Source organism: Mesorhizobium sp. LSJC280B00 (assembly GCF_000502835.1).
Lineage (GTDB): Bacteria > Pseudomonadota > Alphaproteobacteria > Rhizobiales > Rhizobiaceae > Mesorhizobium.
In genome coordinates this window covers 1-20,545 of sequence record NZ_AYVL01000048.1, presented here as the reverse complement: position 1 = coordinate 20,545, position 20,545 = coordinate 1, and the positions used below count along the sequence as shown (strand labels likewise).

The window sequence follows — 20,545 nt, the reverse complement described above, 5'->3', positions numbered from 1 at the left end:
TGAGGGCAGCGCCCGGGCGGCCGCGCGTGCCGCCTGCCGCTTGCGTTCGAAATTGCGGGACAGTGCGGTCTTCAACCGCGCGCCAAGGCCGGCAAGCGTCGCTTCGAGGTCGACCTTGACCGGCACGGCGATCTCGGCGGCGCCTGTCGGCGTCGGCGCCCGCACATCCGCCGCCAGATCGATCAATGTCCAGTCGGTCTCGTGGCCGACCGCAGAAATCACCGGAATGCCCGAAGCGGCGACGGCCCGGGCAAGCGCTTCGTCGTTGAACCCCCACAGGTCCTCCAGGCTGCCGCCGCCGCGCGCCACGATCAACAGATCGGGCCGCGCGATGGCGCCGTCCCATGGCAGTGCGTTGAAGCCGTTGACGGCAGCCGTCACTTCCGCACCCGCCGTCTCGCCCTGCACCCGCACCGGCCAGACGAGCACGTGCAGTGGAAACCGATCCTTGATGCGGTGGATGATGTCGCGGATGACGGCGCCTGTCGGCGAGGTGACGACGCCGATGACGCAGGGCATGAACGGCAGACGCCGCTTGCGCGACGCGTCGAACAGGCCTTCGGCCTGCAGCCGGCGCTTGCGCTCGTCCAGCAGCGCCATCAGCGCACCGGCACCGGCCGGCTCGAGATTGTCGATAACGATCTGGTAGTTCGACTTTCCGGGATAGGTGGTGAGCCGGCCGGTGGCGATCACCTCCATGCCTTCCTCTGGACGGAATTTCAGCCGGCTCATCGTGGTCTTCCACACCACGGCGTCGAGCCGCGCGCGATCGTCCTTCAGGCAGAAATAGGCATGGCCGGAGGAATGCGGTCCGCGATAGCCGGAAATCTCGCCGCGCACCCGTACATTGCCGAAGACGTCCTCGACCGTACGCTTCAGCGCGCCGGAAATTTCGCTCACCGTATATTCGGTGGCGTTGGTGCGTGATTCGGATGCTGCGTCGCTCATCGGCCGATTGGGGGACGATTGCTGGCCGGCGTCAAGGCGGCCGTGTTCGATGTCCGCCCCAATCGCGCGATCACCAGCCCGGCAGAATCTGGTTCGGCTTGGTCCGCTTCATCTTGGCGAAGGCGAGGGCGGCGAAATCGAACGTGCCGGTCTCCTCGCCGAGTGGCACGGAAATATTGTCGAGGCTCTCCGAAATGTGGCGCGCAAGCGCGTCGACGATCTCCGGCCGCGAGGTCTGACCGCGCATGATGCCGATGCGGCAATCGGGCAGGGCGCCGAAACCGTCGGCCTCGCCCAGCACCCGCATGCCGGGCCGCAGGGCGCATTCCGGCAGCACCGAGATCGCCAGACCGGAAAGCACCGCGGCTGCGATGACGGTGGCAGAGAAGCTGGTGAACAGGATGCGATAGTCGCGGCTCTGCTGATCGAGCACGTCGGCGGCGGCCCGCCGCCAGATGCAGTTCGGCCGGCCGAAGGCCATCGGCAGGATCGGCTGCTCATGCGTCGCATGGTTGGCCGAGGTAACCCACAGCAGCGGTTCGCGCCGCACCACTTCCGACTGGCCACGCGCGTCGTTGTGCGTCACCAGCGCCAGGTCGAGATTGCCGCGCTTGATGTGTTCGACCAGTCCCGGCGTCGGTTCGCAGATAACGGTCAGTTCGACATGCGGGTTGGAACGGGCAAACCGCGCCATGATCTCTGGCAGGAAGCGATCGGCATAATCGTCCGGCGTGCCGATGCGGATGGTGCCTTCGAGCCGGCGGTCGTCGAAGGCGGCCAGTGTTTCCTTGTTGAGATAGAGCAGCCGCCTTGCGTAGGAGAGCAGTCTGTCGCCTTCCTCGGTCAGCCTGTTGGTGCGGCCGTCTTTTTCGAACAGCGGCTTGCCGATCCGTTCCTCCAGCCGCCGCATCTGCATCGACACCGCAGACTGGGTCCGATGCACCGCTTCCGCCGCGCGGGTAAAGCTGCCGGTGTCGACAATCGAGATGAAGGTCTGCAACTGATCGAGATCGAGCGGCGCTTTCATTGGCCTAATCCATCATTGATGCTGATGCTAAAGATTAGAAACATTCGTTGGATTAATCAATCGGGCCATGGCAAATTCCGATTGTCCACATGAAGGCATGTGAATCGAAGCCGGAACGGCCGCTGTCGCCAGCGCCCGATCGACCGGTTTCGCCCGTTCGAATGTGAAGGAGACCGACATGGCTACGTTTGATTTCGCTACCGAGACCTCGCGCATCACCTCGCGTCCGGCCGTTGCGACGCGCGTGGCCAATGCCGCTGCCAATGTTTACCGCGCCTGGAGAAACCGCCGCGCCTTTTATCGCCTCGGCGAGATGTCGGATGCCGAACTCGCCGACATCGGCCTGACCCGCGCCGACCTGCACGTCGCTGTCGGTGTACCCTTTGGCCGCGATCCGACAGAAAGGCTTCGCGTCATCGCGGTCGAGCGCGCCGAAACGATCGAGGATATTGCCTGCAAGGTCGTGTGATCGCGTGGTTTCGCCGTTCGGGCGCGTTGAACCTTTTTGAGGCACGACGCCACTAAGTTACGCAGGCTCCCCACTCCCTGCCGGATCCCCCCGGCCAGCCTGCGCGCTGCCCGGTCCTCCCAGGACCGGGCTTTCTTTTTTGGGCGGCACTGATGATTGGTTGCCGGTGTCTGGTCTAGCGCCGGCCCATGCCCTGCTTGAACTGGTCGAAGATCGACTCCATGCCTTTCTGGTAGTCGTCGCGCTGCTGGGCGCCTGTCTCGAACATCTTGCCGAACAGGTCGTCAAACGGATTTCTCGGCCTGCCGCTCGGATTGGCCTGCGGCTGCGGCGCCTGGGGTTGCTGCGGCGCCTGACGCGGCTGAGACTGCGGTGCGCCACCGCCGAACATGTCCTGCAGTACTTTGCCGAGCGGATTGTCACCATAAGGGTTCTGTGTTTGCTGGGGTTGGTTCTGCGGCTGCTGCGGCTGTGGTGCACCGCCGCCGAACATATCCTGCAGCACCTTGCCCAGCGGGTTGTCGCCGTAAGGGCTCTGCGTCTGTTGCGGCTGCTGCCCGCCGAACATGTCCTGCAGCACCTTGCCGAGCGGGTTATCCGTGGGGCCTGCAGGCTGAGGGGCCGGCGCCTGGCCGCCGCCGCCCGCCTGCCGCATCATCTGCTCGATGAGCTCGCCGAGCGGATTGCCGCCGCCTGCCGCATGCATCTGCCCGCCTAACTGGTTGGTGGTCTGCTTGAATAGCCCGCCCATCATCATCGAGGCGATTGCCGGCAGCATCTGCTGCAGGACCTGCTGGCTGACGCCGCTCGCCTGCGCGGCCTGGCTGGCGACGGCCCGCGACAGGTCCTTCGAGCCGAACAAATGGCCGAGAATGCCCTTGCCTTCATCGAGGCCCTGCGGCGAGAAGGCCCGGCTTGCATCCTCGAAATATTTGGCGTGCTGGCCGCTGGCCATCGCCGTCATGAAGGAGCCGAGCCCATAAGGGTCCGCCGTGTTGCGCTTCAGCCCCTGCGAAAAGGCCGGCAGCAGCGCCGCGACCGCCGCCTGCGTCTGCTGCTGCGAAAGCCCGAACTGCTGGGCCAGCGCCTGCATGCCGTTGCCGTTCTGGGCCTGTGCCAGAATATCGAACAAGGAAGGCATTGTTTTCTCCTCCGGGAAAATCCTCGTTGGAGAAGCCTAATTCGTTTCCATCACTGATTGAAGCGAATTTGCCGGACCATCGGCCAAGCGGATAGCGAAGCGTTAATACGCGTATTCCATGAACACCGGCTCGATCGAGCCGCCCCAGCGTGTGTGGTAGGCCGAGAGCATCTCTTCGGCGCTGGTGGTGCCACGCGCGACGACCTCGTCCAGCGTGTTGAGGAACGAGGTCTCGTCATAGCCGTCGCGGTTCTTGCGGCCGCGGTTCTTCAGTCCCATGCGCGAGATGACGAGCACGTCGCGGGCTATCTCGCGCAGTGTCGTGTTGCGGAAGGGCGCCGAAATGCCCTGTTCGGGCACCGCGTTGCGCATCGCCAGCACCTCGTCATAACTCCAGCTCGAGGTCAGCGCCTCGGCCGCGTCGAGCGCAGCCGCATCATAGAGCAGCCCGACCCAGAAGGCCGGCAGCGCGCAGATGCGCCGCCACGGCCCGCCATCGGCGCCGCGCATTTCGAGAAAGCGCTTCAACCGCACGTCCGGGAACAGCGTCGACAGATGGTTCGCCCAGTCGCCCATCGTCGGGAGCCCGTCCGGCAGTTCGTTGCGGGCGGCGCCCGCCATGAACTGGCGGAAGGTGATGTGCGTCATGTCATGGTACTGGCCGTCGCGGATGACGAAATACATCGGCACGTCGAGCGCCCATTCGACATAATCGGCAAAGCCGAAATCGGGCGAGAAGCAGAATTCGAGCAGGCCGGAGCGCTGATTGTCGGTGTCGCGCCAGATCTCGCCGCGCCAGCTCTGCAAGCCGTTCGGCCGGCTTTCGGTGAAGGGCGAGTTGGCAAACAGCGCCGTCGACAGCGGCTGCAATTTCAGCGACACTTGCATCTTGCGGCGCATGTCGGCTTCGCTTTCGAAGTCGAGGTTCACCTGGATCGTGCAGGTCCGGTACATCATGTCGAGACCTTTGGTGCCGACCTTGGGCATGTAGCGGGTCATGATCTCGTAGCGCGATTTCGGCATCTTCGGCGTCTCGGCCAGCGACCATTTCGGGCTGCCGCCAAGGCCGAGAAAACGAATGCCCATCGGTTCGGCGATCTCGCGCACCTGCGCCAGATGCGCATTGCCTTCGCGGCAGGTCTGGTGGATCGTCTCCAGCGGCGCGCCGGACAGTTCGAACTGGCCGCCGGGCTCCAGCGAGATCGCGCCTTGGCCGGTCGGCTCGACCAGTCCGATGATGCGGCCGGCATCCATGATCGGGTCCCAGCCGAGTTTGTCCTGCATGCCTTCGAGGATGGCGCGGATGCCGCGCTCGCCGCCGTAGGGCACCGGGGCATTGCCGTCAACATAGAACGGGAATTTCTCGTGCTCGGTGCCGATGCGCCATTTGTCGCGCGGCTTGTTGCCTTCGGCCAGGTGCTCGACGAGTTCGTCGACGCCTTCGATCGGCCGGAAATCGGTAGTATCGCGCGCCATAATAGCCCTCCGCACATGGCCCCGAAAACCGGCTTCGATTTTCGGAAAGGATCATGTGCCCAATCAATATGTTACAGCGTCCTTTGCGCGCCCGAAAGGACGCGCGGCCACTGCCGGCGCTAGATGGACGAAATGTCAGTAGCCGATCAAGCGAAAAATCCTGAGCCAGAGGGTAACTGGAATTGATCACCAATCCCCGATTGTCGCCTGGATCAGCGCCAGTGCCGCTACGGCCGCCGTGTCCGCCCGCAGGATGCGCGGCCCAAGCGGAATGGCGGTAACGAAGGGCAGGGCTCTCAGCATCCTGCGCTCCTCGTCGGAAAAGCCGCCCTCCGGCCCGACCAGCAGGCCGAGCTTGTTCTCCCGCACCGCCTGCAATGCCGGCAGGGGACTGTTGGTCGATGCATCCTCGTCGCAGAAGATCAGCCGCCGCTCACGGTCCCAGTTGCTGAGCAGGCGCTCGAATTTTTCCGCTTCGCGCAGCTCCGGCACCGCCAATATGCCGCATTGTTCGGCCGCCTCGACGACATTGGCGCGCAGGCGCTCGATGCCGGGCTTTGCCACCTGCGTATGCTGGGTGATGACCGGCTGCAGGATGCCAGCGCCCATCTCGACCGCCTTTTGCACGAGGTAGTCGAGCCGCCCCTGCTTCAGCGGCGCGAAACAGTAGACGAGATCGGGCAACGGCGGCTGCGGCCGCTGCAATGCCAGCAACTTCAGGCGCAACGCCTTCTTCGATTTTGCCGCGATCGCCGCCGACCATTCGCCGTCGCGGCCGTTGAAGACCAGAATTTCGGCGCCTTCGCCGAGCCGCAGCACGTGCGAGAGATAATGGCTCTGCTGCGGGCCGATGTCGAACTCGATGTCCGGTCCAAGCCCGTCCGGCACGAACAGCCGCTGCATCTTGTAATTGGCGCGCATCGCCGAGGAATGCGGCAACGTCACCCTCGGCGTCAAGCCTCGGCGGAAGGATGCCAGACAGGCTCGTAGCCTTTCTGCAGCACCGAAACAGTTGTCGCTGGCGTGAGCAGGCGGATTGGACTGTCGGTAAAACCGCCGAACCCCACCGGTTCGCCATAACCGCCGAAACTCCAGGGCAGCGCGGCGCCGTCAAACAGGACGTACGCCCTGTTTCCTGACGAGATCATCGTGCCGTCCGGCAAGTCCGCAAGCGCTTCCGGTTCCAGTCTCGGCGCCCGCCCGCCCGATGCCACGCGCTCCTTGTGCAGGCGCTTGTCGAGTTGCGGCGCGCGTGGCTCGGCAATGCCGAAGGCGTCGCCGAAACGCCGGACAAAATCCCTGGCCCGCTCGCGCCGGCAGAAGAAGCAGGGCCGGTGCCCGGCGGCAAGTGCCGTCACCTCGTCGAGGAAAAACAGTTCGGTCCAGCCGGCCTTGCCGCCAGCCCGGTTGCGCCCCATCGGCTCGCGCCGCACGTTATGGAATTCGCAGACGCAGATGATCCAGGCTTGCAGCGCCCAGCGCTTCTTCAACAGCGTTCTCGTCTCGGGGTCGTGAATGATGCCGCGATTGCCCATGAACAGGCCGCGCTCCGGCACGGCATGGATGGCGCCGAACGGGTCGACCCGGTTTTGCAGTGGCATAGGCGTTCCCTGTTGGCTGCAATGCTGGCGCCATGATATCGCTCGTTGCATCAATTTCATGTCAGCAGGTTTCGATGCGGGTCTTGGTTGTCCAGAACTTCGACAATGAGGGCCTTGGCCAGATCGGCGCGGCTCTTGTCGAGGCGGGCGTCGATATCGACCTGCGCCGTCCCTACTGCGGCGACGCGCTGCCGCAAGATAGCGGCGGGCATGACGCCATGGTAGTGCTCGGCGGCGCCCAGAATGCGCTGGACGACGAGCTCTGTCCTTATTTTCCGGGCCTGCTCGACCTGACGCGCGACTTTGCCGAGAGGGATCGCGCGGTGCTTGGTATCTGCCTCGGCAGCCAGTTGGTCACGCGCGCCTTTGGCGGCGAGAACCAGATCGGCGGCGCGTCGGAGTTCGGCTGGCACGAGGTCGCGCTCACCGCGGCGGCGCAGGCCGATCCGGTGCTCGCCGCTTTGCCCGCAAAATTCCCGATCTTCGAATGGCACGACGACACCTTTGTCTTGCCTAAGACTGCCGTGCGGCTGGCCGGCAATGCCGTCGCCGAGAACCAGGCGTTCCGTATCGGCCGCGCCGTCTACGGCTTCCAGTTCCATTTCGAGGCCGACAGTCCGATGGTGCGCGACTGGAGCACCTCCTTCGCACCGCTGATCGCCGAGCGGCATCCTGAATGGGCGGGCCGGCTCGACGATGAAATGGCCCGCAACGGACCGCAAGCCGATGCCGCCGGCCTGGCCATCGCCCGCGCCTGGGTGGCGACGATCTGACGGCTCATATAGTCAGCGTATTTGGCGACGTTGCATATTTGGCACGCGGCGGCAAATCCGCCGGGGATAACGCGTTTCATCCTTGGCCTGTGTCTGTCCGCCAGCCTAAAAGGCGCCCGCTCTGCATCTTGCGTGCAACCGCGATGAACCTTTCCTGTGACCCGCGCGACACACCGCCGATACAGAACATGCCTAGAAGCGCGAAACCGTCAGACATTTGCGACGTATTTTGCGTTTCAACGCATTGGTAACCCGCTCGTGCATAGATGCAGAAAGCTCAACAAGAGATGACGTCCGTGAAAGCAGCCTTTTTGTCCTTTGCCATGTTGTCGGCCATCGTCTTGTGCGGCCTCGGCATTTATTCCGCCGACGCAGCCAACAACCATAATGCCGTCGACGGCTACGGCGTCACCGCCGCGCTTCGCTAGACCCTCTGCACATAACCTCACGCCTTACCTACGCCCGCTCACCCGTGACTGTCAGGATATGCTTGTCAGCGCCGTCTACCACGAGCGCGGTGAGGTTTCCCGACTGCCAGGCGAGGGTGTCGACATTGACGCGGTTGCCGGTGATCTCGGGCTTGGGCACCGGCGTATGGCCGTGCACCACGATCTTCGGATGAAGACCGGTGTGATCGTGGAAGACCTCGCGGATCCAGATCAGGTCCTGCCGGGTCTGGCTTTCCAGCGCAACGCCGGGCCGGATGCCGGCATGGCAGAAGAAGAAGTCGCCGAACGTCACTGAGAAGGGCAGCGAGCGCAGGAACTCGACATGGTTCTGCGGCACCGCCTCGACCAGTGCGGCGTGCCCTTGCCGCAATGCCGCATCGGCGCGGCCAAACCAGGCGCTGCTCCCACCGAGTGAGACACCATACGATAGCGCCGTCTGGATGCCGCCATAGCGCATGAACAGCCCGTCCGGATCGGGGACATCGAGAAAATCGAGAAAGCCGAGATCATGATTTCCGGCGAGCATCAGGTGACGCGGATCGCGTTTCTGCGCGTCGATCAGGAAATCGATGACGCCCCTGGAGTCCGGGCCCCGGTCGACATAGTCGCCGAGATGGATCACGCGCCAATCGGCCGACGGCCTTTGACCGAGCTCCGCCTCGATCCGCCGGTGCATGGCGGTCAGCAGGTCGAGCCGGCCGTGCACATCGCCGATCGCGTAGAGACGCATGCCTTGCGGTCCGCGCGCCTCGTAGAAACTGATGCCGGGCTCCGTCAATGCCTGCGTCGCCTCCGTGATCATGCCGTCACGTGACTTTAGCGCCGAAGCTGATCCTTGCCCATGTCGGTGACCAGACGCTTTCCGCACAGAGCCAGCGTTATGTCCATCTCCTTGCGGATGATTTCCAGCGCCTTGGTAACCCCTTCCTTGCCGAGTGCGCCGAGGCCGTACAGGAAAGGCCGGCCGATATAGGTGCCCTTGGCGCCGAGGCACAGCGCCTTGAGCACGTCCTGGCCGGAGCGGATGCCGCCGTCCATATGCACCTCGATCGCGTCGCCGACGGCGTCGGCGATCTCTTCGAGCGCCATGATCGACGACGAGGCGCCGTCGAGCTGGCGGCCGCCATGGTTGGATACGATGATCGCGTCGGCGCCTGTCCTGGCCGCCATCAGCGCATCTTCCCTGTCGAGTATGCCTTTCAGGATCAGCTTGCCGCCCCAGCGCTCCTTGATCCAGGCGACGTCCTTCCACGACAGATGCGGATCGAACTGCTCCTTCGTCCACGACGATAGCGAGGCGAGGTCGCCGACGCCCTTGGCATGGCCGACGATGTTGCGGAAGCTCCGGCGCTTGGTGCCGGCCATGCCGGCGCACCAGCGCGGCCTTGTCGCCATCTGCCAGAGGTGCTTCGGCGTCATTCGCGGCGGCGCCGAAAGCCCGTTGCGGATATCCTTGTGGCGCTGACCGAGGATCTGCAGGTCGAGCGTCAGCACCAGCGCCGAACATTTCGCCGCTTTTGCGCGGTCGATCAAATCGAAGACGAAGTCCTTGTCGCGCAGCACATAGAGCTGGAACCAGAACGGCTTCCTGGTCACCGACGCGACATCCTCGATCGAGCAGATGCTCATTGTCGACAGCGTGAACGGCACACCGAATTCTTCCGCCGCCTGGGCCGCCAGCATCTCGCCGTCCGGATGCTGCATGCCGGTCATGCCGGTCGGCGCCAGCGCCACCGGCATCGTCACCTTCTCGCCGATCATGGTCGATTCCAGCGAGCGGTTGTCCATGTCGACCAGCACGCGCTGGCGGAACTTGATCTTCTGGAAATCTTCCTCGTTGGCCCGGTAGGTGCTTTCGGTCCAGGCGCCGGAATCGGCATAGTCGAAGAACATCTTCGGCACGCGGCGGCGCGCCAGGTCCTTGAGGTCGGCGATGGTGAGAATGCTGCTCATGGATCTTTTTCCGCTGGTTCTTCGCTGGTTCGTCGTTGAATTTTCTGGGCGGTGCCTACGGCTGTTTTCTTGCCGGCTCACCGCCACCGGGCTCGGAGCGTTGCCTGAGCCTCAGCCGCGACACGCGCTGCCAGTCGCCGCTGCGCTCGGCCTCGGCCATCGATCGTTCGACGTAGGAGATGTGGTCCATCGCCGCCTGCCGCGCCGCGGCTGCATCGCCGGCCTTGACCGCCGTGTAGATTGCCCGGTGCTGCGAAAGCAGCGCCTCGCGCGCGCCCGGCACGCTGAACACCAGCCGCCGGTTCTGGAACACGCCTTCCGACAGCAGCCGATAACAGGAGCGCAGCGTGTGCAGCAGGATGATGTTGTGCGCGCATTCGCAGATCGCGTGATGGAACTCGATGTCGATTTCCGCCTCGTCGTCGAAATTGCCGGTCCGGTGCGCCTCGTCCATACGTGCCATGATGCGGTCGAGCAGCGCCAGATCGTCCGATGTGGCACGCCGCGCCGCATATTCCGCCGCCACCGCCTCGATCTCGCGGCGGTACTCCAGATAGTCGGTCACCGCCTTGCGATGCATCGAGATCAGGTCGGTCACCGGCTTGGTGAACAGCTGGCCGATGACATCGGCGACATGGGTGCCGCCGCCTGGCCGTGTGGTCAATAGCCCGCGCCCTTCCAAGGCTTTCAAGGCATCGCGCAGGATCGGCCGCGACACCTCGAACTGGCGCGCCAGTTCGCGCTCGCCCGGCAGCCGGTCGCCGGTGCGCAGGACGCCTTCGAGGACCAGGCTCTCGATCTGCTGCACCACCTCGTCGGCGGTGCGCGAATGCTCGATCCGGGAGAAAATGTCGCTCAAACGGGATGCCTGGGGGTTGAACCGATGTCGCGCAAGATAAAGCCGGCGTCGCCAACTGGTCAAATTATTTATCCAATTCGCCGGGGCCGGGTCCGTTTCACAGCCGCGGCTTCATATCAGCTTGAGCTAAACTGGGCGTTTGCGCCCTCTGGAGATTGCCTCTAGAGCAACCAGGAAAAGTGTGAAACGGTTTTCCGTCCGGAATTGCGCGGAATCAAAGAGATAGAGCGGTTCGGCGTTTCCGTGAAACGATGGACCGCTCTAGAGGGACATCATTGCCAAAGGCTCAGAGAAGCCTGGGGGACCAGCCGTGCCAGACGCCGACCCGTCCAGCCTCGAATTCCAGCTGCGCGCCAAAGCTGTGGGCGGCACCGTCATGGGCTTTCCGGCGCATGAAGGTCGGCCGGGCGCGCTCGGCGAGGTCCACGCCCGGCCGCAGCCGCTGGTCGAAAAGCCGCGCGTGCTGGTGCAGCTTTCCTTCATGACCGAAGCTGGATCCGGGATCGATCAGGCCGTGCTTTCCGAATTGTCGCGACGCCTCGGCATTGCCGCGCCCGACCCTCACGCCCGCCACCACGCGATGAAATGGGGCAAGGGCTCGCTGCGCTGGGAACGCCACACGGAATTCTCGACCTATCTCTGGGAAGGCCCGCTCGCCGAAAACGGCAGGGGGCAAGAGGACACACCCTTCGGCAACGGGTTTTCGCCGCCGGGCACGGTGATTTCCGGCATCAGGCTGGAGATCCGCAAATGGACGCCGGCGAACGAAAAACTGATCGCCGGCTTCGACCCGACCAGCCTGTGCTATTCGCTGGTCGAGCGCGGCAACGCGGCCATCGTCACCGATTTCCGTCAGGATGGCGACGGCTTGACCCGCATGCTGGTGCTCGACCGCGGCCTGACCCCGGCGCGCACCGGGGCACTGTCGCAGCGGCTGATCGACATCGAGACCTACCGCACGCTGGCCATGCTTGGGCTGCCGCTGGCCCTGACGCTGTCCGGTCGCGCCCGCCGCATCGAAGACAGGCTGGCCCAGACCACGTTGGAAATGAAGGTCGCCGAGACCCGCGACAGCCAGACGCTGCTTGCCGACTTGACCGAACTGGCCGCCGAGCTGGAGGCCGATGCCGCCTCCAGCCTCTACCGCTTCGGCGCCAGCCGCGCCTATGACGGCATCGTGCGCGAACGGCTGGAGGCGCTCGACGAAGAGGCGGTGCCCGGCTACGACACCTGGGGCGGTTTTCTGCAGCGCCGCGTGGCGCCGGCGATGCGTACCTGCCGTTCGGTCGAGGAGCGTCAGGCCAACCTGTCGACGAAGCTCACCCGTGCCACCACACTGCTGCGCACCTGGGTCGACGTCGAGGTCGAGAAGCAGAACCGCGATCTTTTGGCATCGATGAACAATCGCGCCCGCCTGCAATTGCGGCTGCAGCAGACGGTGGAGGGGCTCTCGGTCGCCGCGGTTTCCTACTATGTCGTCGGCCTCATCGGCTACGTCGCCAAGGGCGCCTCGATCTTCGGCCATGCCTTCGCGCCGGAAATGGTCACCGCCGCCTCGGTGCCGCTCGCCGTCGTGCTCGTCTGGTGGGGCGTGCGCCGCGTCCGCCGCATGCACTCCGAACCAGGCAAGCAGCCGGGCGAGTAGTGTGGGGCGCAGCGGCAGATTGCCGCTGCGGAAGGCTGTCTCGGCCATAGGCCTCTCATCCCGGCCAAAGCGGCATTTGCAAGCGACCACCGTCGCTGGTAAAAGATTTTTACCAGTCGATCGAAGGAGGCTGTCGATGTCCGGCCTTGCCATGCCGAAACCAGACGACGCCACGATGCGCCGGCGCGACGAGATCGTCGCCGATATGCGCATCATGGTGCCGGGCGAGGGCGTCGTCGACGCCGCCAATGCCATGCGCGCCTTCGAGAGCGACGGGCTCACCGCCTACCGGCAATTGCCGCTCGTCGTTGTATTGCCGCAAACCGTGGCCCAGGTCTCGCGGGTGCTGAAATATTGCAGCGACCGCAACATCCGCGTCGTGCCGCGCGGCTCCGGCACCTCGCTCTCCGGCGGTGCGCTGCCGCTCGAAGACGCGGTGCTGCTGGTGATGAGCCGCTTCAACCGCATCCTCGAGATCGATTTTCAGAACCGCGTCGTCGTCGCCCAGCCCGGCGTCACCAATCTCGGCATCACCACCGCCGTCGAGCAGGAGGGCTTCTATTACGCCCCCGATCCATCCTCCCAGATCGCCTGCTCGATCGGCGGCAATGTCGCGGAAAATTCGGGCGGCGTGCACTGCCTGAAATACGGTCTCACCGCCAACAATGTGCTCGGCATCGAGATGGTGCTGATGAATGGCGAGGTGGTGCGCCTCGGCGGCAGCCATCTCGACGCGGAAGGCTACGACCTGCTCGGCGTCATGACCGGCTCCGAAGGACTGCTCGGCGTCGTAACCGAGGTCACCGTACGCATCCTCAAGAAGCCGGAGACGGCGCGTGCCCTGCTGATCGGTTTCCCGACCAGCGAGCAGGCCGGCCAATGCGTTGCCGATATCATCGGCGCCGGCATCATTCCGGGCGGCATGGAGATGATGGACCGTCCGGCCATCCACGCCGCCGAGGATTTCGTCCAGGCCGGCTATCCCTTGGATGTCGAGGCGCTGCTGATCGTCGAGCTGGACGGGCCGGGTGTCGAGGTCGACCACCTGATCGGCCTGGTCGAAGCCATTGCTTTTAGGAACGGCTCGACCACATGCCGCACGTCGCAGTCGGAACAGGAGCGGCTGAGCTTCTGGGCCGGCCGCAAGGCGGCGTTCCCGGCGGTCGGCCGCATCTCGCCCGACTACTACTGCATGGACGGCACCATCCCGCGCAAGGAACTGCCGCGCGTGCTCGCCGGCATGCGCGAGCTGTCGGAGAAATACGGGCTCGGCGTCGCCAATGTCTTCCACGCCGGCGACGGCAATCTGCACCCGCTCATCCTCTATGACGCCAACGTGCCGGGCGAACTCGACAAGGCGGAGAGTTTCGGCGCTGACATATTGCGGCTCTGCGTCAAGGTCGGTGGCGTGCTGACCGGCGAGCACGGGGTCGGCGTCGAGAAGCGCGACCTGATGCCGGAAATGTTCAACCAGATCGACCTCGACCAGCAGATGCGCGTCAAGTGCGCCTTCGACCCCAACCATCTTTTGAATCCCGGCAAGGTCTTCCCGCAATTGAGGCGATGCGCCGAGCTCGGGCGAATGCACGTGCATCGCGGGCAAGTGGCGTTTCCGGACATTCCGAGGTTTTGAGTGGGTATGTTGGCGCTTGAACACCCCCCTCTGTCCTGCCGGACATCTCCCCCTCAAGGGGGGAGATTGGCAGCTTGCACGCCTCAGCCTTCTTTCAATATTGACGATTGGCGAAGCCAGACGCGACGTCCGATCTCCCCCCTTGAGGGGGAGATGTCCGGCAGGACAGAGGGGGGCGCGAAGGAACGCGACGTCTTTGCATTTGCCATTGGCGCATCCGCCTCATGACCACCTTCGTCCCCACCACCGCAGCCGAAGTCCTCTCCACCGTCGCCTGGGCCGCCGCCGAAGACTCCCCGCTCGAAATCCTCGGCCACGGCTCCAAGCGCGGTATCGGCCGGCCGCAGCAGAGTGAGCATACGCTCGACCTTTCCAGACTCTCCGGCGTCATGCTTTACGAGCCGGCCGAACTGGTGCTGTCGGCAAAAGCCGGCACGCCGCTGGCCGAAATCGAAAGCCTGCTTGCCGAAAACGGCCAGCAACTTGCCTTCGAACCGATGGATTACGGCCCGCTGCTCGGCGGTGAGCCAGCGCGAGGCACGATCGGCGGCGCACTCGCCGCGAACCTTTCCGGCCCGCGCCGGCTGAAGGCGGGTGCTGCGCGTGACCATATCCTCGGCATAGCGGCCGTTTCCGGGCGTGGCGAGGCCTTCAAGTCCGGCGGCCGCGTCGTCAAGAACGTCACCGGCTACGATCTGTCCAAGCTGATGGCCAACAGCTGGGGCACGCTGGCGGTGCTCACCGACGTCACCTTCAAGGTGCTGCCTGCTGCCGAGACCGAAGTCACGCTCGCCATCCGCGGCCTGCTCGACGATCACGCCGCCGCCGCCATGGCGCTGGCGCTGGGTTCCAGCGCCGAAGTGTCGAGTGCTGCCCATCTTCCCGAACGGGTCGCAGCTAGGGTCGCTGGCGGCAGTCTCGGCAGCGATGCCGCGACGCTGCTGCGCATCGAGGGCTTCGGCCCGTCAGTCGCTTACCGCATTGCCGCGCTGAAAGACCTGCTGAAAAACGCCGGGCCGCTGCAGGAGATTTCCGGTTCGGTCTCGTACTCGGTCTGGCGCGATGTCCGCGACTGCGCGCCGTTCGCCGATGGCAGCGAAAGGCCGGTGTGGCGCGTCTCGATGGCGCCGTCGCGGGGCCACCAGATGGTGCTGGCGCTGCGCATGCAGGCCCCGGTCGATGCCTTCTACGATTGGCAGGGCGGGCTGATCTGGCTGCGCATGCAGCAGGACGATCCCGAGGCTGGCCTGTTGCGCGGCCTGATCAGAAGACATGGCGGCGGCCATGCGACGCTGGTGCGCGCAACCCCTTCGCACCGCGCCGCCGTGCCGGTGTTCGAACCGCAAGCGCCGCAACTGGCAGCACTGTCGGCGCGGCTGAAGGCCGAATTCGACCCGAAGAATATCCTCAATCCCGGCCGTATGGCGCCGGGCGCAAGCTCTGCTACTCTCGCGCCGGCAACCGAGGGAGGAGCACAATGAGCGATCCAGGCCAAAACGGTACGTCACGCCAGACCGACCGCTGGCTGGAGCCCGGCCCGACCAACGCGCTGGTCATCTACATCCTCTATCTCGCCGGCCTAGCCATCGGCGTCAGCGGCATTGTCGGCGTCGTCCTGGCCTATATCAATCGCGGCAAGGCCGGCGGCTTCGTCGAGAGCCATTACACATTCCTGATCCGCACCTTCTGGATCGGCCTGCTCTATGCACTGATCTCGGCGCTGTTGATGGTCGTGGTCATCGGTGTCGTGCTGATGGTTGCCGTTGCCGTCTGGTTCATCGCCCGCTGCATTCTCGGCCTGCAGGCGCTGCAGCGCGGCGAGGCGGTCAAGAACCCGGAAAGCTGGTTTCTGGGATTATGAGCATGATCCCCAAAAGTGGGTACCGGTTTTGGGAAAAGATCATGCTCAAACGGTAAGGATTCGTTTACGTGCAGACCAATTTCTCAGCTGCCCAGCTCGCCGATCCGCATGTCGCGGAATCGGAGAAGATCCTGCGCAAATGTGTGCATTGCGGCTTCTGCACCGCCACCTGCCCGACCTATGTGACGCTCGGCAACGAACTGGATTCGCCGCGCGGCCGGATTTATCTGATCAAGGACATGCTGGAAAACGGACGGCCGGCCGACAAGCAGATCGTCACCCATATCGACCGCTGCCTGTCCTGCCTCGCCTGCATGACCACCTGCCCGTCGGGCGTCAACTACATGCATCTGGTCGACCACGCCCGCGTCCATATCGAGGAGACCTACAAGCGTCCGCTGGCCGATCGCCTGACACGCGCCATGCTGGCCTTCGTGCTGCCCTATCCCTCGCGTTTCCGCGCGGCGCTCAAGCTGGCGAAGCTCGGCCAGCCATTCGCCGGCCTGTTTGAGAAAATCCAGGCATTGAAGCCTTTGGGCGCGATGTTGAAGCTGGCCCCGGCGTCGGTCCCGGCAGTCTCGCCGATGGCCTCGCCGGGCGTCCATGCCGGGCAGGGCGCGAAGAAAAATGGCCGCGTCGCCATCCTCACCGGCTGCGCGCAGTCGGTGCTCGATCCCGGCATCAACGACACGACGATTTCGCTGCTGACCCGGCTTGGCGTTGAGGTCGTGGTGCCCGAGGGCGAGGGCTGCTGCGGCGCGCTGGTGCATCATATGGGGCGCGAGGACGCTGCCTTGGCGTCGGCCCGACGGAACGTCGACGCCTGGACGCGCGCCATCGAGCAGGGTGGACTCGACGCCATCGTCATCACCGCATCCGGGTGCGGCACCACCATCAAGGATTACGGCTTCATGCTGCGCCTCGATCCGGCCTATGCCGACAAGGCCGCGCGCGTCTCGGCGCTGGCCAGGGACATCACCGAATATCTGGCAAGCCTCGACCTGCCCGAGCCGGTCCGCAAGCCGGGCACCATCGTCGCCTATCACTCAGCCTGCTCGATGCAGCACGGCCAGAAGATCACCCGCCAGCCGAAGGAGCTTCTGGTCCGTGCCGGCTTCGTCGTGCGCGAGCCGCGCGAAGGGCATCTGTGCTGCGGTTCGGCCGGCACCTACAACATCCTGCAGCCCGGGATTTCGGCAACGCTACGCGACCGCAAGGTCAGGAATATCGAGGCGACCGGTGCTGAAATCGTCGCCACCGGCAATATCGGCTGCATCACCCAGATCGCTTCTGCCGCCAAGCTGCCGGTGGTGCATACGATAAAGCTGCTCGACTGGGCCTATGGCGGGCCGAGGCCCGAAGGCGTTCGCGAAGAGAGGGCGGTTGTCGCGGCCGAGTGATGCGCCAGTCGCCTACTCCGCCGCCAGCCTGTCCGCTATGCCGTAGGTGGCCTGGTAGCGGGCGCGCTGGCGGCTGAGCGCCACCATCGTGTTGCGCAGCAGGATCGCCACCGTGATCGGGCCGACGCCGCCCGGCACCGGCGTGATCCACGACGCGACATGCCTGACGCTCTCGGCATCGACGTCGCCAACGATGCGGCTCTCGCCGTCCGGCCCGATTTCCGAATTGATGCCGATATCGATGACGGCGGCGCCCGGCTTGACCATGTCGGCCTTGATCAGCCGCGCTTTGCCGACCGCGACGAACAGTGCGTCGGCGCGGCGTGCGTGTGCCGCCACCGAACGCGTCATGTGGTGACAGACGGTCACCGTCGCGCCTTCGCTCATCAAAAGGAACGCGATCGGCTTGCCGACGATCTCGGAATGGCCGACGACCACCACCTCGAGCCCCTTGAGGTCGAGGCCGGTTTCCCTGAGCAGTTCGACCGAAGCGGCGGCGGTGCAGGGCGCCAGGTCGAGCTGGTTGTAGACGATGTTGCCGATCGAGGCCGGATGCATGCCCTCGACATCCTTGAGCGGATGCACCGCCGCCTGCAGCGTCTTGATCGGAATGTGCACCGGCACCGGCCGCTGGATGATGATGCCGGTGACGCGCGGGTCGGCGTTAAGCCCGTGGATTGCCGCTTCCAGCTCGCCGGCGGTGATGTCGGCGCGAAAGCGCCTTTCCTCGAAGCCGATGCCGGCCAAGCCGGCCTTGGCGCGCTGGTTGCGGACATAGACGTCGACCGCGGCGGTATCGCCGACGGTGACCGACACCAGCTTGGGCGGAAAGCCTTCGGCGGTGGCGATCGCCGCGTCCTCGCGCACGCCGGCGATGATGCGTTGGGCAACCGGGCCGCCTCTGAGATAGCGGCTGTCATCGGAAAGGGACATCGGGATGGGGCCTTTATCTGGATTTTAGCCGCCACATAGCAAAGCAACCGCGAAAAGGCAGCGCGAAAAGCGAACCGCCATGCCGGTCGCGCGACGTGCCGGCAAAATCTTCCCGTCAATTCTTGCTGGCGTTGGCGGAAACAAAAAGGGCAGCACGGCTTGCCGCGCTGCCCTTTCGTGACTGGCCGCATCCCCACACGGCCCGTCCCCCGTTACTCAATGCTCCCGAGGCTTCTGAGCAGAATCATCGGTGGGGTCAACCGCAGATTACATCACTACAACCGTCGTGCCAACATTGACCCGCTCGTAAAGGTCGACCACGTCCTCGTTGCGCATGCGGATGCAGCCCGACGACACCGCGCCGCCGATCGTCCAGGGCTGATTGGTGCCGTGGATACGGTACTCGGTCGAGCCGAGATAGAGCGCGCGTGCGCCGAGCGGGTTTTCCATGCCGCCGGCGAGATAGGTCGGCAGATAACGGCCCTTGGCGGCTTCGCGGGCGATCATCACCGCCGGCGGCCGCCAATCCGGCCAGACGCGCTTGTTGGTGACCTTGTGGGTGCCGGACCATTCGAAGCCCGGCTTGCCGGTGCCGACGCCATAACGCCGCGCCTTACCGTTTTTCCCGACCAGATAGAGGAAATTCTCTCGCGTATCGATGACGATCGTGCCCGGCTTCTGCGGGCCGTCATAGGCGACTTCCTGCGGCAGATAGATCGGGTCGATCTGCGGCCGCATCACCATGCGCTTGGCCGGCGCCTGCACCGCTGCGGTGCGCAGCTGATCGGGTTCGGCCAGCCGCCGGTAGCGCCGTTGCGGCTGCGCCTCTTGCCGGCTCTGCCGCACGATGCCCGGCGCATGGCCGAGCTGCAGCACCCAGGGCGCCGAAAGATCTGGGCTGACCACCACCGGCGGCCTCTCGGCATAGCGGTCGTTGGCATTGGCGGCGCCGGCCGCAAGCACGGCCGCGGCGCCGAACAGTGGGAACAAGAATGTCTTCATCGCAACGCACCTTGATCGTCGAACATGCCGGGGTGCAAAGCCTCCCCGATTTCGCCGACATTGGGCGCGAAGCGGCAACCGAAACATGAATCGGAATGCGTAAAATGCCGATCTGTTAGTAAAGCTTTTGGTGTGGTTACCGCCCGGTTCAGGAATCTGGTAAAGCCGCGGTAAAGGCCGCGTCAAAACGCGTTAACGCCAAGACACGAACGGAATTCCGCCATGGATGAAAAGACAGGTCTGCTTGCCGGTCCCGACGGCATCGCCCGCTGCTTCTGGCACGGCAACCTGCCGGATTATCTGCACTACCACGACGACGAATGGGGCCGGCCGGTCGCCGACGACCGCCGCCTGTTCGAGAAGATCTGCCTCGAAGGTTTTCAGTCGGGCCTGTCCTGGCTGACCATATTGCGCAAGCGCGACAATTTCCGCGAGGCGTTTGCCGGCTTCGATGTCGACAAGATTGCCGCCTTCACCGACGCCGATGTCGAGCGCCTGCTCGGCAATGCCGGCATCATCCGTCACCGCGGCAAGATCGTTTCGACCATCAACAACGCCAAGCGCGCCCGCGAACTCATCGACGAGGCCGGCTCGCTGGCCGCCTGGTTCTGGAAGTTCGAACCCGGCCCCGACGAGCGGCCCGAGATCGTCGACCTCGCGCATTTGCGCGCCAATCCGACGACGGCCGTCTCGGTCCGCATTTCGAAAGAGCTGAAGAAGCGCGGCTGGAGCTTTGTCGGCCCGACCACCGTCTACGCCTTCATGCAGGCGATGGGGCTGGTCAACGACCATCTCGAGGGCTGCGTCTGCCGCGAGCCGGTCGAGGCGGAACGGAAAGCGTTCAAGCGGCCGAAATAGCGGCTCAGGCGCCGCCGGCGCCGGCGAGGAAAAACCCGGCAAGGATGGCCGCCAGCGCGGCGAACACCGGATAGATCACCAGCAGTCCGGTCATCAGCACGTCGCGCATCGTCGGTCCGCTGCGCTGTTGCGCCGCGATCTCGAACGGTCCGGCGATTTGCTTCGTCTTCGGCGCATAACCATCGGCCGGCCGCAGCCGGACCGAGGCATCGCGTGCGCCGCTATCGATGATGTCGAACTTCTGTAGCGTGGCCATGGCCCCGACCCCTTGTTTCGGCGCGCTTATCGGCCCGGATTGTGTCGGCACGATGCCGCGCGCATGGCGCAATTGTTTCAGCTTCTTTTTCGCCTTTCCTTCTCCCCTTGTGGGAGAAGGTGGATCGGCGCGCAGCGCCGAGCCGGATGAGGGGTGTTGGAAGAAACGAGACGTCGGCGTTCCTTGGAACACCCCTCATCCGACCGAGCTTCGCTCGGCCACCTTCTCCCACAAGGAGGGCTTTGCACGGGAAGCGAAATC

22 protein-coding genes are annotated in these 20,545 nt (G+C 64.7%); 10 read left to right on the top strand and 12 right to left on the bottom strand.

The features are described 5' to 3' along the window. Positions 1–948, bottom strand: a 948-nt coding sequence (gene xseA / locus X773_RS71455; RefSeq protein WP_023680470.1) for an exodeoxyribonuclease VII large subunit, incomplete at its 3' end; no start/stop codon positions are given. Positions 949–1,018: 70 nt separating this feature from the next. Beyond that, positions 1,019–1,975, bottom strand: coding sequence for a LysR substrate-binding domain-containing protein (locus X773_RS71450; protein WP_023680469.1), 957 nt, complete (start codon positions 1,973–1,975; stop codon positions 1,019–1,021). 178 nt (positions 1,976–2,153) lie between these two features. Here X773_RS71450 and X773_RS71445 point away from each other — a divergent pair, with 178 nt between their 5' ends. Beyond that, positions 2,154–2,444 (top strand): DUF1127 domain-containing protein, encoded by a 291-nt coding sequence (locus X773_RS71445; RefSeq protein ID WP_031213160.1) that lies wholly within the window; start codon positions 2,154–2,156, stop codon positions 2,442–2,444. Positions 2,445–2,619: 175 nt separating this feature from the next. On the opposite strand, the gene X773_RS71440 is transcribed toward X773_RS71445, so the two are convergent. The 4 genes from X773_RS71440 to X773_RS71425 all read right to left on the bottom strand — a co-directional run bounded on the left by X773_RS71440 (position 2,620) and on the right by X773_RS71425 (position 6,662). After that, the gene (locus tag X773_RS71440; protein ID WP_023680467.1) at positions 2,620–3,585 is read right to left on the bottom strand and encodes a DUF937 domain-containing protein; all 966 of its coding nucleotides are present in this window, start codon (positions 3,583–3,585) and stop codon (positions 2,620–2,622) included. Between the two features lie 102 nt (positions 3,586–3,687). Continuing rightward, positions 3,688–5,061: a glutamate--cysteine ligase gene (locus tag X773_RS71435; protein WP_023680466.1), complete on the bottom strand. Its 1,374-nt coding sequence runs from the start codon at positions 5,059–5,061 to the stop codon at positions 3,688–3,690. 186 nt (positions 5,062–5,247) lie between these two features. Beyond that, positions 5,248–5,982, bottom strand: coding sequence for a 16S rRNA (uracil(1498)-N(3))-methyltransferase (locus X773_RS71430; protein WP_023680465.1), 735 nt, complete (start codon positions 5,980–5,982; stop codon positions 5,248–5,250). A 32-nt stretch (positions 5,983–6,014) separates the two neighbouring features. After that, positions 6,015–6,662 carry a hypothetical protein gene (locus tag X773_RS71425; RefSeq protein WP_023680464.1) on the bottom strand — a complete coding sequence of 216 codons (648 nt, stop codon included), beginning with the start codon at positions 6,660–6,662 and terminating at the stop codon, positions 6,015–6,017. Positions 6,663–6,736: 74 nt separating this feature from the next. On the opposite strand from X773_RS71425, the gene X773_RS71420 reads away from it, so the two are divergent. Next, positions 6,737–7,435: a type 1 glutamine amidotransferase gene (locus X773_RS71420; protein WP_023680463.1), complete on the top strand. Its 699-nt coding sequence runs from the start codon at positions 6,737–6,739 to the stop codon at positions 7,433–7,435. A 296-nt stretch (positions 7,436–7,731) separates the two neighbouring features. Continuing rightward, positions 7,732–7,863, top strand: coding sequence for a hypothetical protein (locus X773_RS79195; protein ID WP_280952144.1), 132 nt, complete (start codon positions 7,732–7,734; stop codon positions 7,861–7,863). A gap of 28 nt (positions 7,864–7,891) precedes the next feature. Here X773_RS79195 and X773_RS71415 read toward each other — a convergent pair whose 3' ends face one another. The 3 genes from X773_RS71415 to X773_RS71405 are packed head-to-tail and all read right to left on the bottom strand — an operon-like array spanning position 7,892 to position 10,696. After that, complete coding sequence (locus X773_RS71415; protein WP_031213158.1) at positions 7,892–8,662, bottom strand: metallophosphoesterase family protein; 771 nt, start codon at positions 8,660–8,662, stop codon at positions 7,892–7,894. A gap of 38 nt (positions 8,663–8,700) precedes the next feature. Continuing rightward, on the bottom strand, positions 8,701–9,837 hold the full coding sequence (locus tag X773_RS71410; RefSeq protein ID WP_023680460.1) for an alpha-hydroxy acid oxidase: 1,137 nt from the start codon (positions 9,835–9,837) through the stop codon (positions 8,701–8,703). A 55-nt stretch (positions 9,838–9,892) separates the two neighbouring features. Further along, complete coding sequence (locus X773_RS71405; protein ID WP_023680459.1) at positions 9,893–10,696, bottom strand: FCD domain-containing protein; 804 nt, start codon at positions 10,694–10,696, stop codon at positions 9,893–9,895. 310 nt (positions 10,697–11,006) lie between these two features. Here X773_RS71405 and X773_RS71400 point away from each other — a divergent pair, with 310 nt between their 5' ends. The 5 genes from X773_RS71400 to glcF all read left to right on the top strand — a co-directional run bounded on the left by X773_RS71400 (position 11,007) and on the right by glcF (position 17,235). Then, positions 11,007–12,341 carry a DUF3422 family protein gene (locus X773_RS71400; RefSeq protein ID WP_023680458.1) on the top strand — a complete coding sequence of 445 codons (1,335 nt, stop codon included), beginning with the start codon at positions 11,007–11,009 and terminating at the stop codon, positions 12,339–12,341. A gap of 136 nt (positions 12,342–12,477) precedes the next feature. Then, positions 12,478–13,974, top strand: coding sequence for an FAD-linked oxidase C-terminal domain-containing protein (locus X773_RS71395; RefSeq protein WP_023680457.1), 1,497 nt, complete (start codon positions 12,478–12,480; stop codon positions 13,972–13,974). Between the two features lie 224 nt (positions 13,975–14,198). After that, complete coding sequence (locus tag X773_RS71390; protein ID WP_023680456.1) at positions 14,199–15,455, top strand: FAD-binding protein; 1,257 nt, start codon at positions 14,199–14,201, stop codon at positions 15,453–15,455. Beyond that, positions 15,452–15,835 carry a DUF4870 domain-containing protein gene (locus X773_RS71385; RefSeq protein ID WP_023680455.1) on the top strand — a complete coding sequence of 128 codons (384 nt, stop codon included), beginning with the start codon at positions 15,452–15,454 and terminating at the stop codon, positions 15,833–15,835. Before X773_RS71390 ends, X773_RS71385 begins: the two co-directional genes overlap by 4 nt. 68 nt (positions 15,836–15,903) lie before the next feature. Then, positions 15,904–17,235 carry a glycolate oxidase subunit GlcF gene (gene glcF / locus X773_RS71380; protein WP_023680454.1) on the top strand — a complete coding sequence of 444 codons (1,332 nt, stop codon included), beginning with the start codon at positions 15,904–15,906 and terminating at the stop codon, positions 17,233–17,235. 12 nt (positions 17,236–17,247) lie between these two features. Here the strand turns inward: glcF and X773_RS71375 are convergent, their stop codons facing one another. Both X773_RS71375 and X773_RS71370 read right to left on the bottom strand, forming a co-directional pair. Further along, the gene (locus X773_RS71375) at positions 17,248–18,168 is read right to left on the bottom strand and encodes a bifunctional 5,10-methylenetetrahydrofolate dehydrogenase/5,10-methenyltetrahydrofolate cyclohydrolase (protein WP_023680453.1); all 921 of its coding nucleotides are present in this window, start codon (positions 18,166–18,168) and stop codon (positions 17,248–17,250) included. Between the two features lie 267 nt (positions 18,169–18,435). Beyond that, positions 18,436–19,170, bottom strand: coding sequence for a L,D-transpeptidase (locus X773_RS71370; protein ID WP_023680452.1), 735 nt, complete (start codon positions 19,168–19,170; stop codon positions 18,436–18,438). A gap of 222 nt (positions 19,171–19,392) precedes the next feature. On the opposite strand from X773_RS71370, the gene X773_RS71365 reads away from it, so the two are divergent. Continuing rightward, positions 19,393–20,028 (top strand): DNA-3-methyladenine glycosylase I, encoded by a 636-nt coding sequence (locus X773_RS71365; protein ID WP_023680451.1) that lies wholly within the window; start codon positions 19,393–19,395, stop codon positions 20,026–20,028. 4 nt (positions 20,029–20,032) lie between these two features. Here X773_RS71365 and X773_RS0139980 read toward each other — a convergent pair whose 3' ends face one another. After that, positions 20,033–20,284 carry a hypothetical protein gene (locus X773_RS0139980; RefSeq protein WP_031213141.1) on the bottom strand — a complete coding sequence of 84 codons (252 nt, stop codon included), beginning with the start codon at positions 20,282–20,284 and terminating at the stop codon, positions 20,033–20,035. Here X773_RS0139980 and X773_RS77860 point away from each other — a divergent pair. Next, the coding region (locus X773_RS77860; RefSeq protein WP_210164209.1) for a hypothetical protein at positions 20,283–20,545 on the top strand (263 nt) is incomplete at its 3' end. The genes X773_RS0139980 and X773_RS77860 overlap by 2 nt on opposite strands.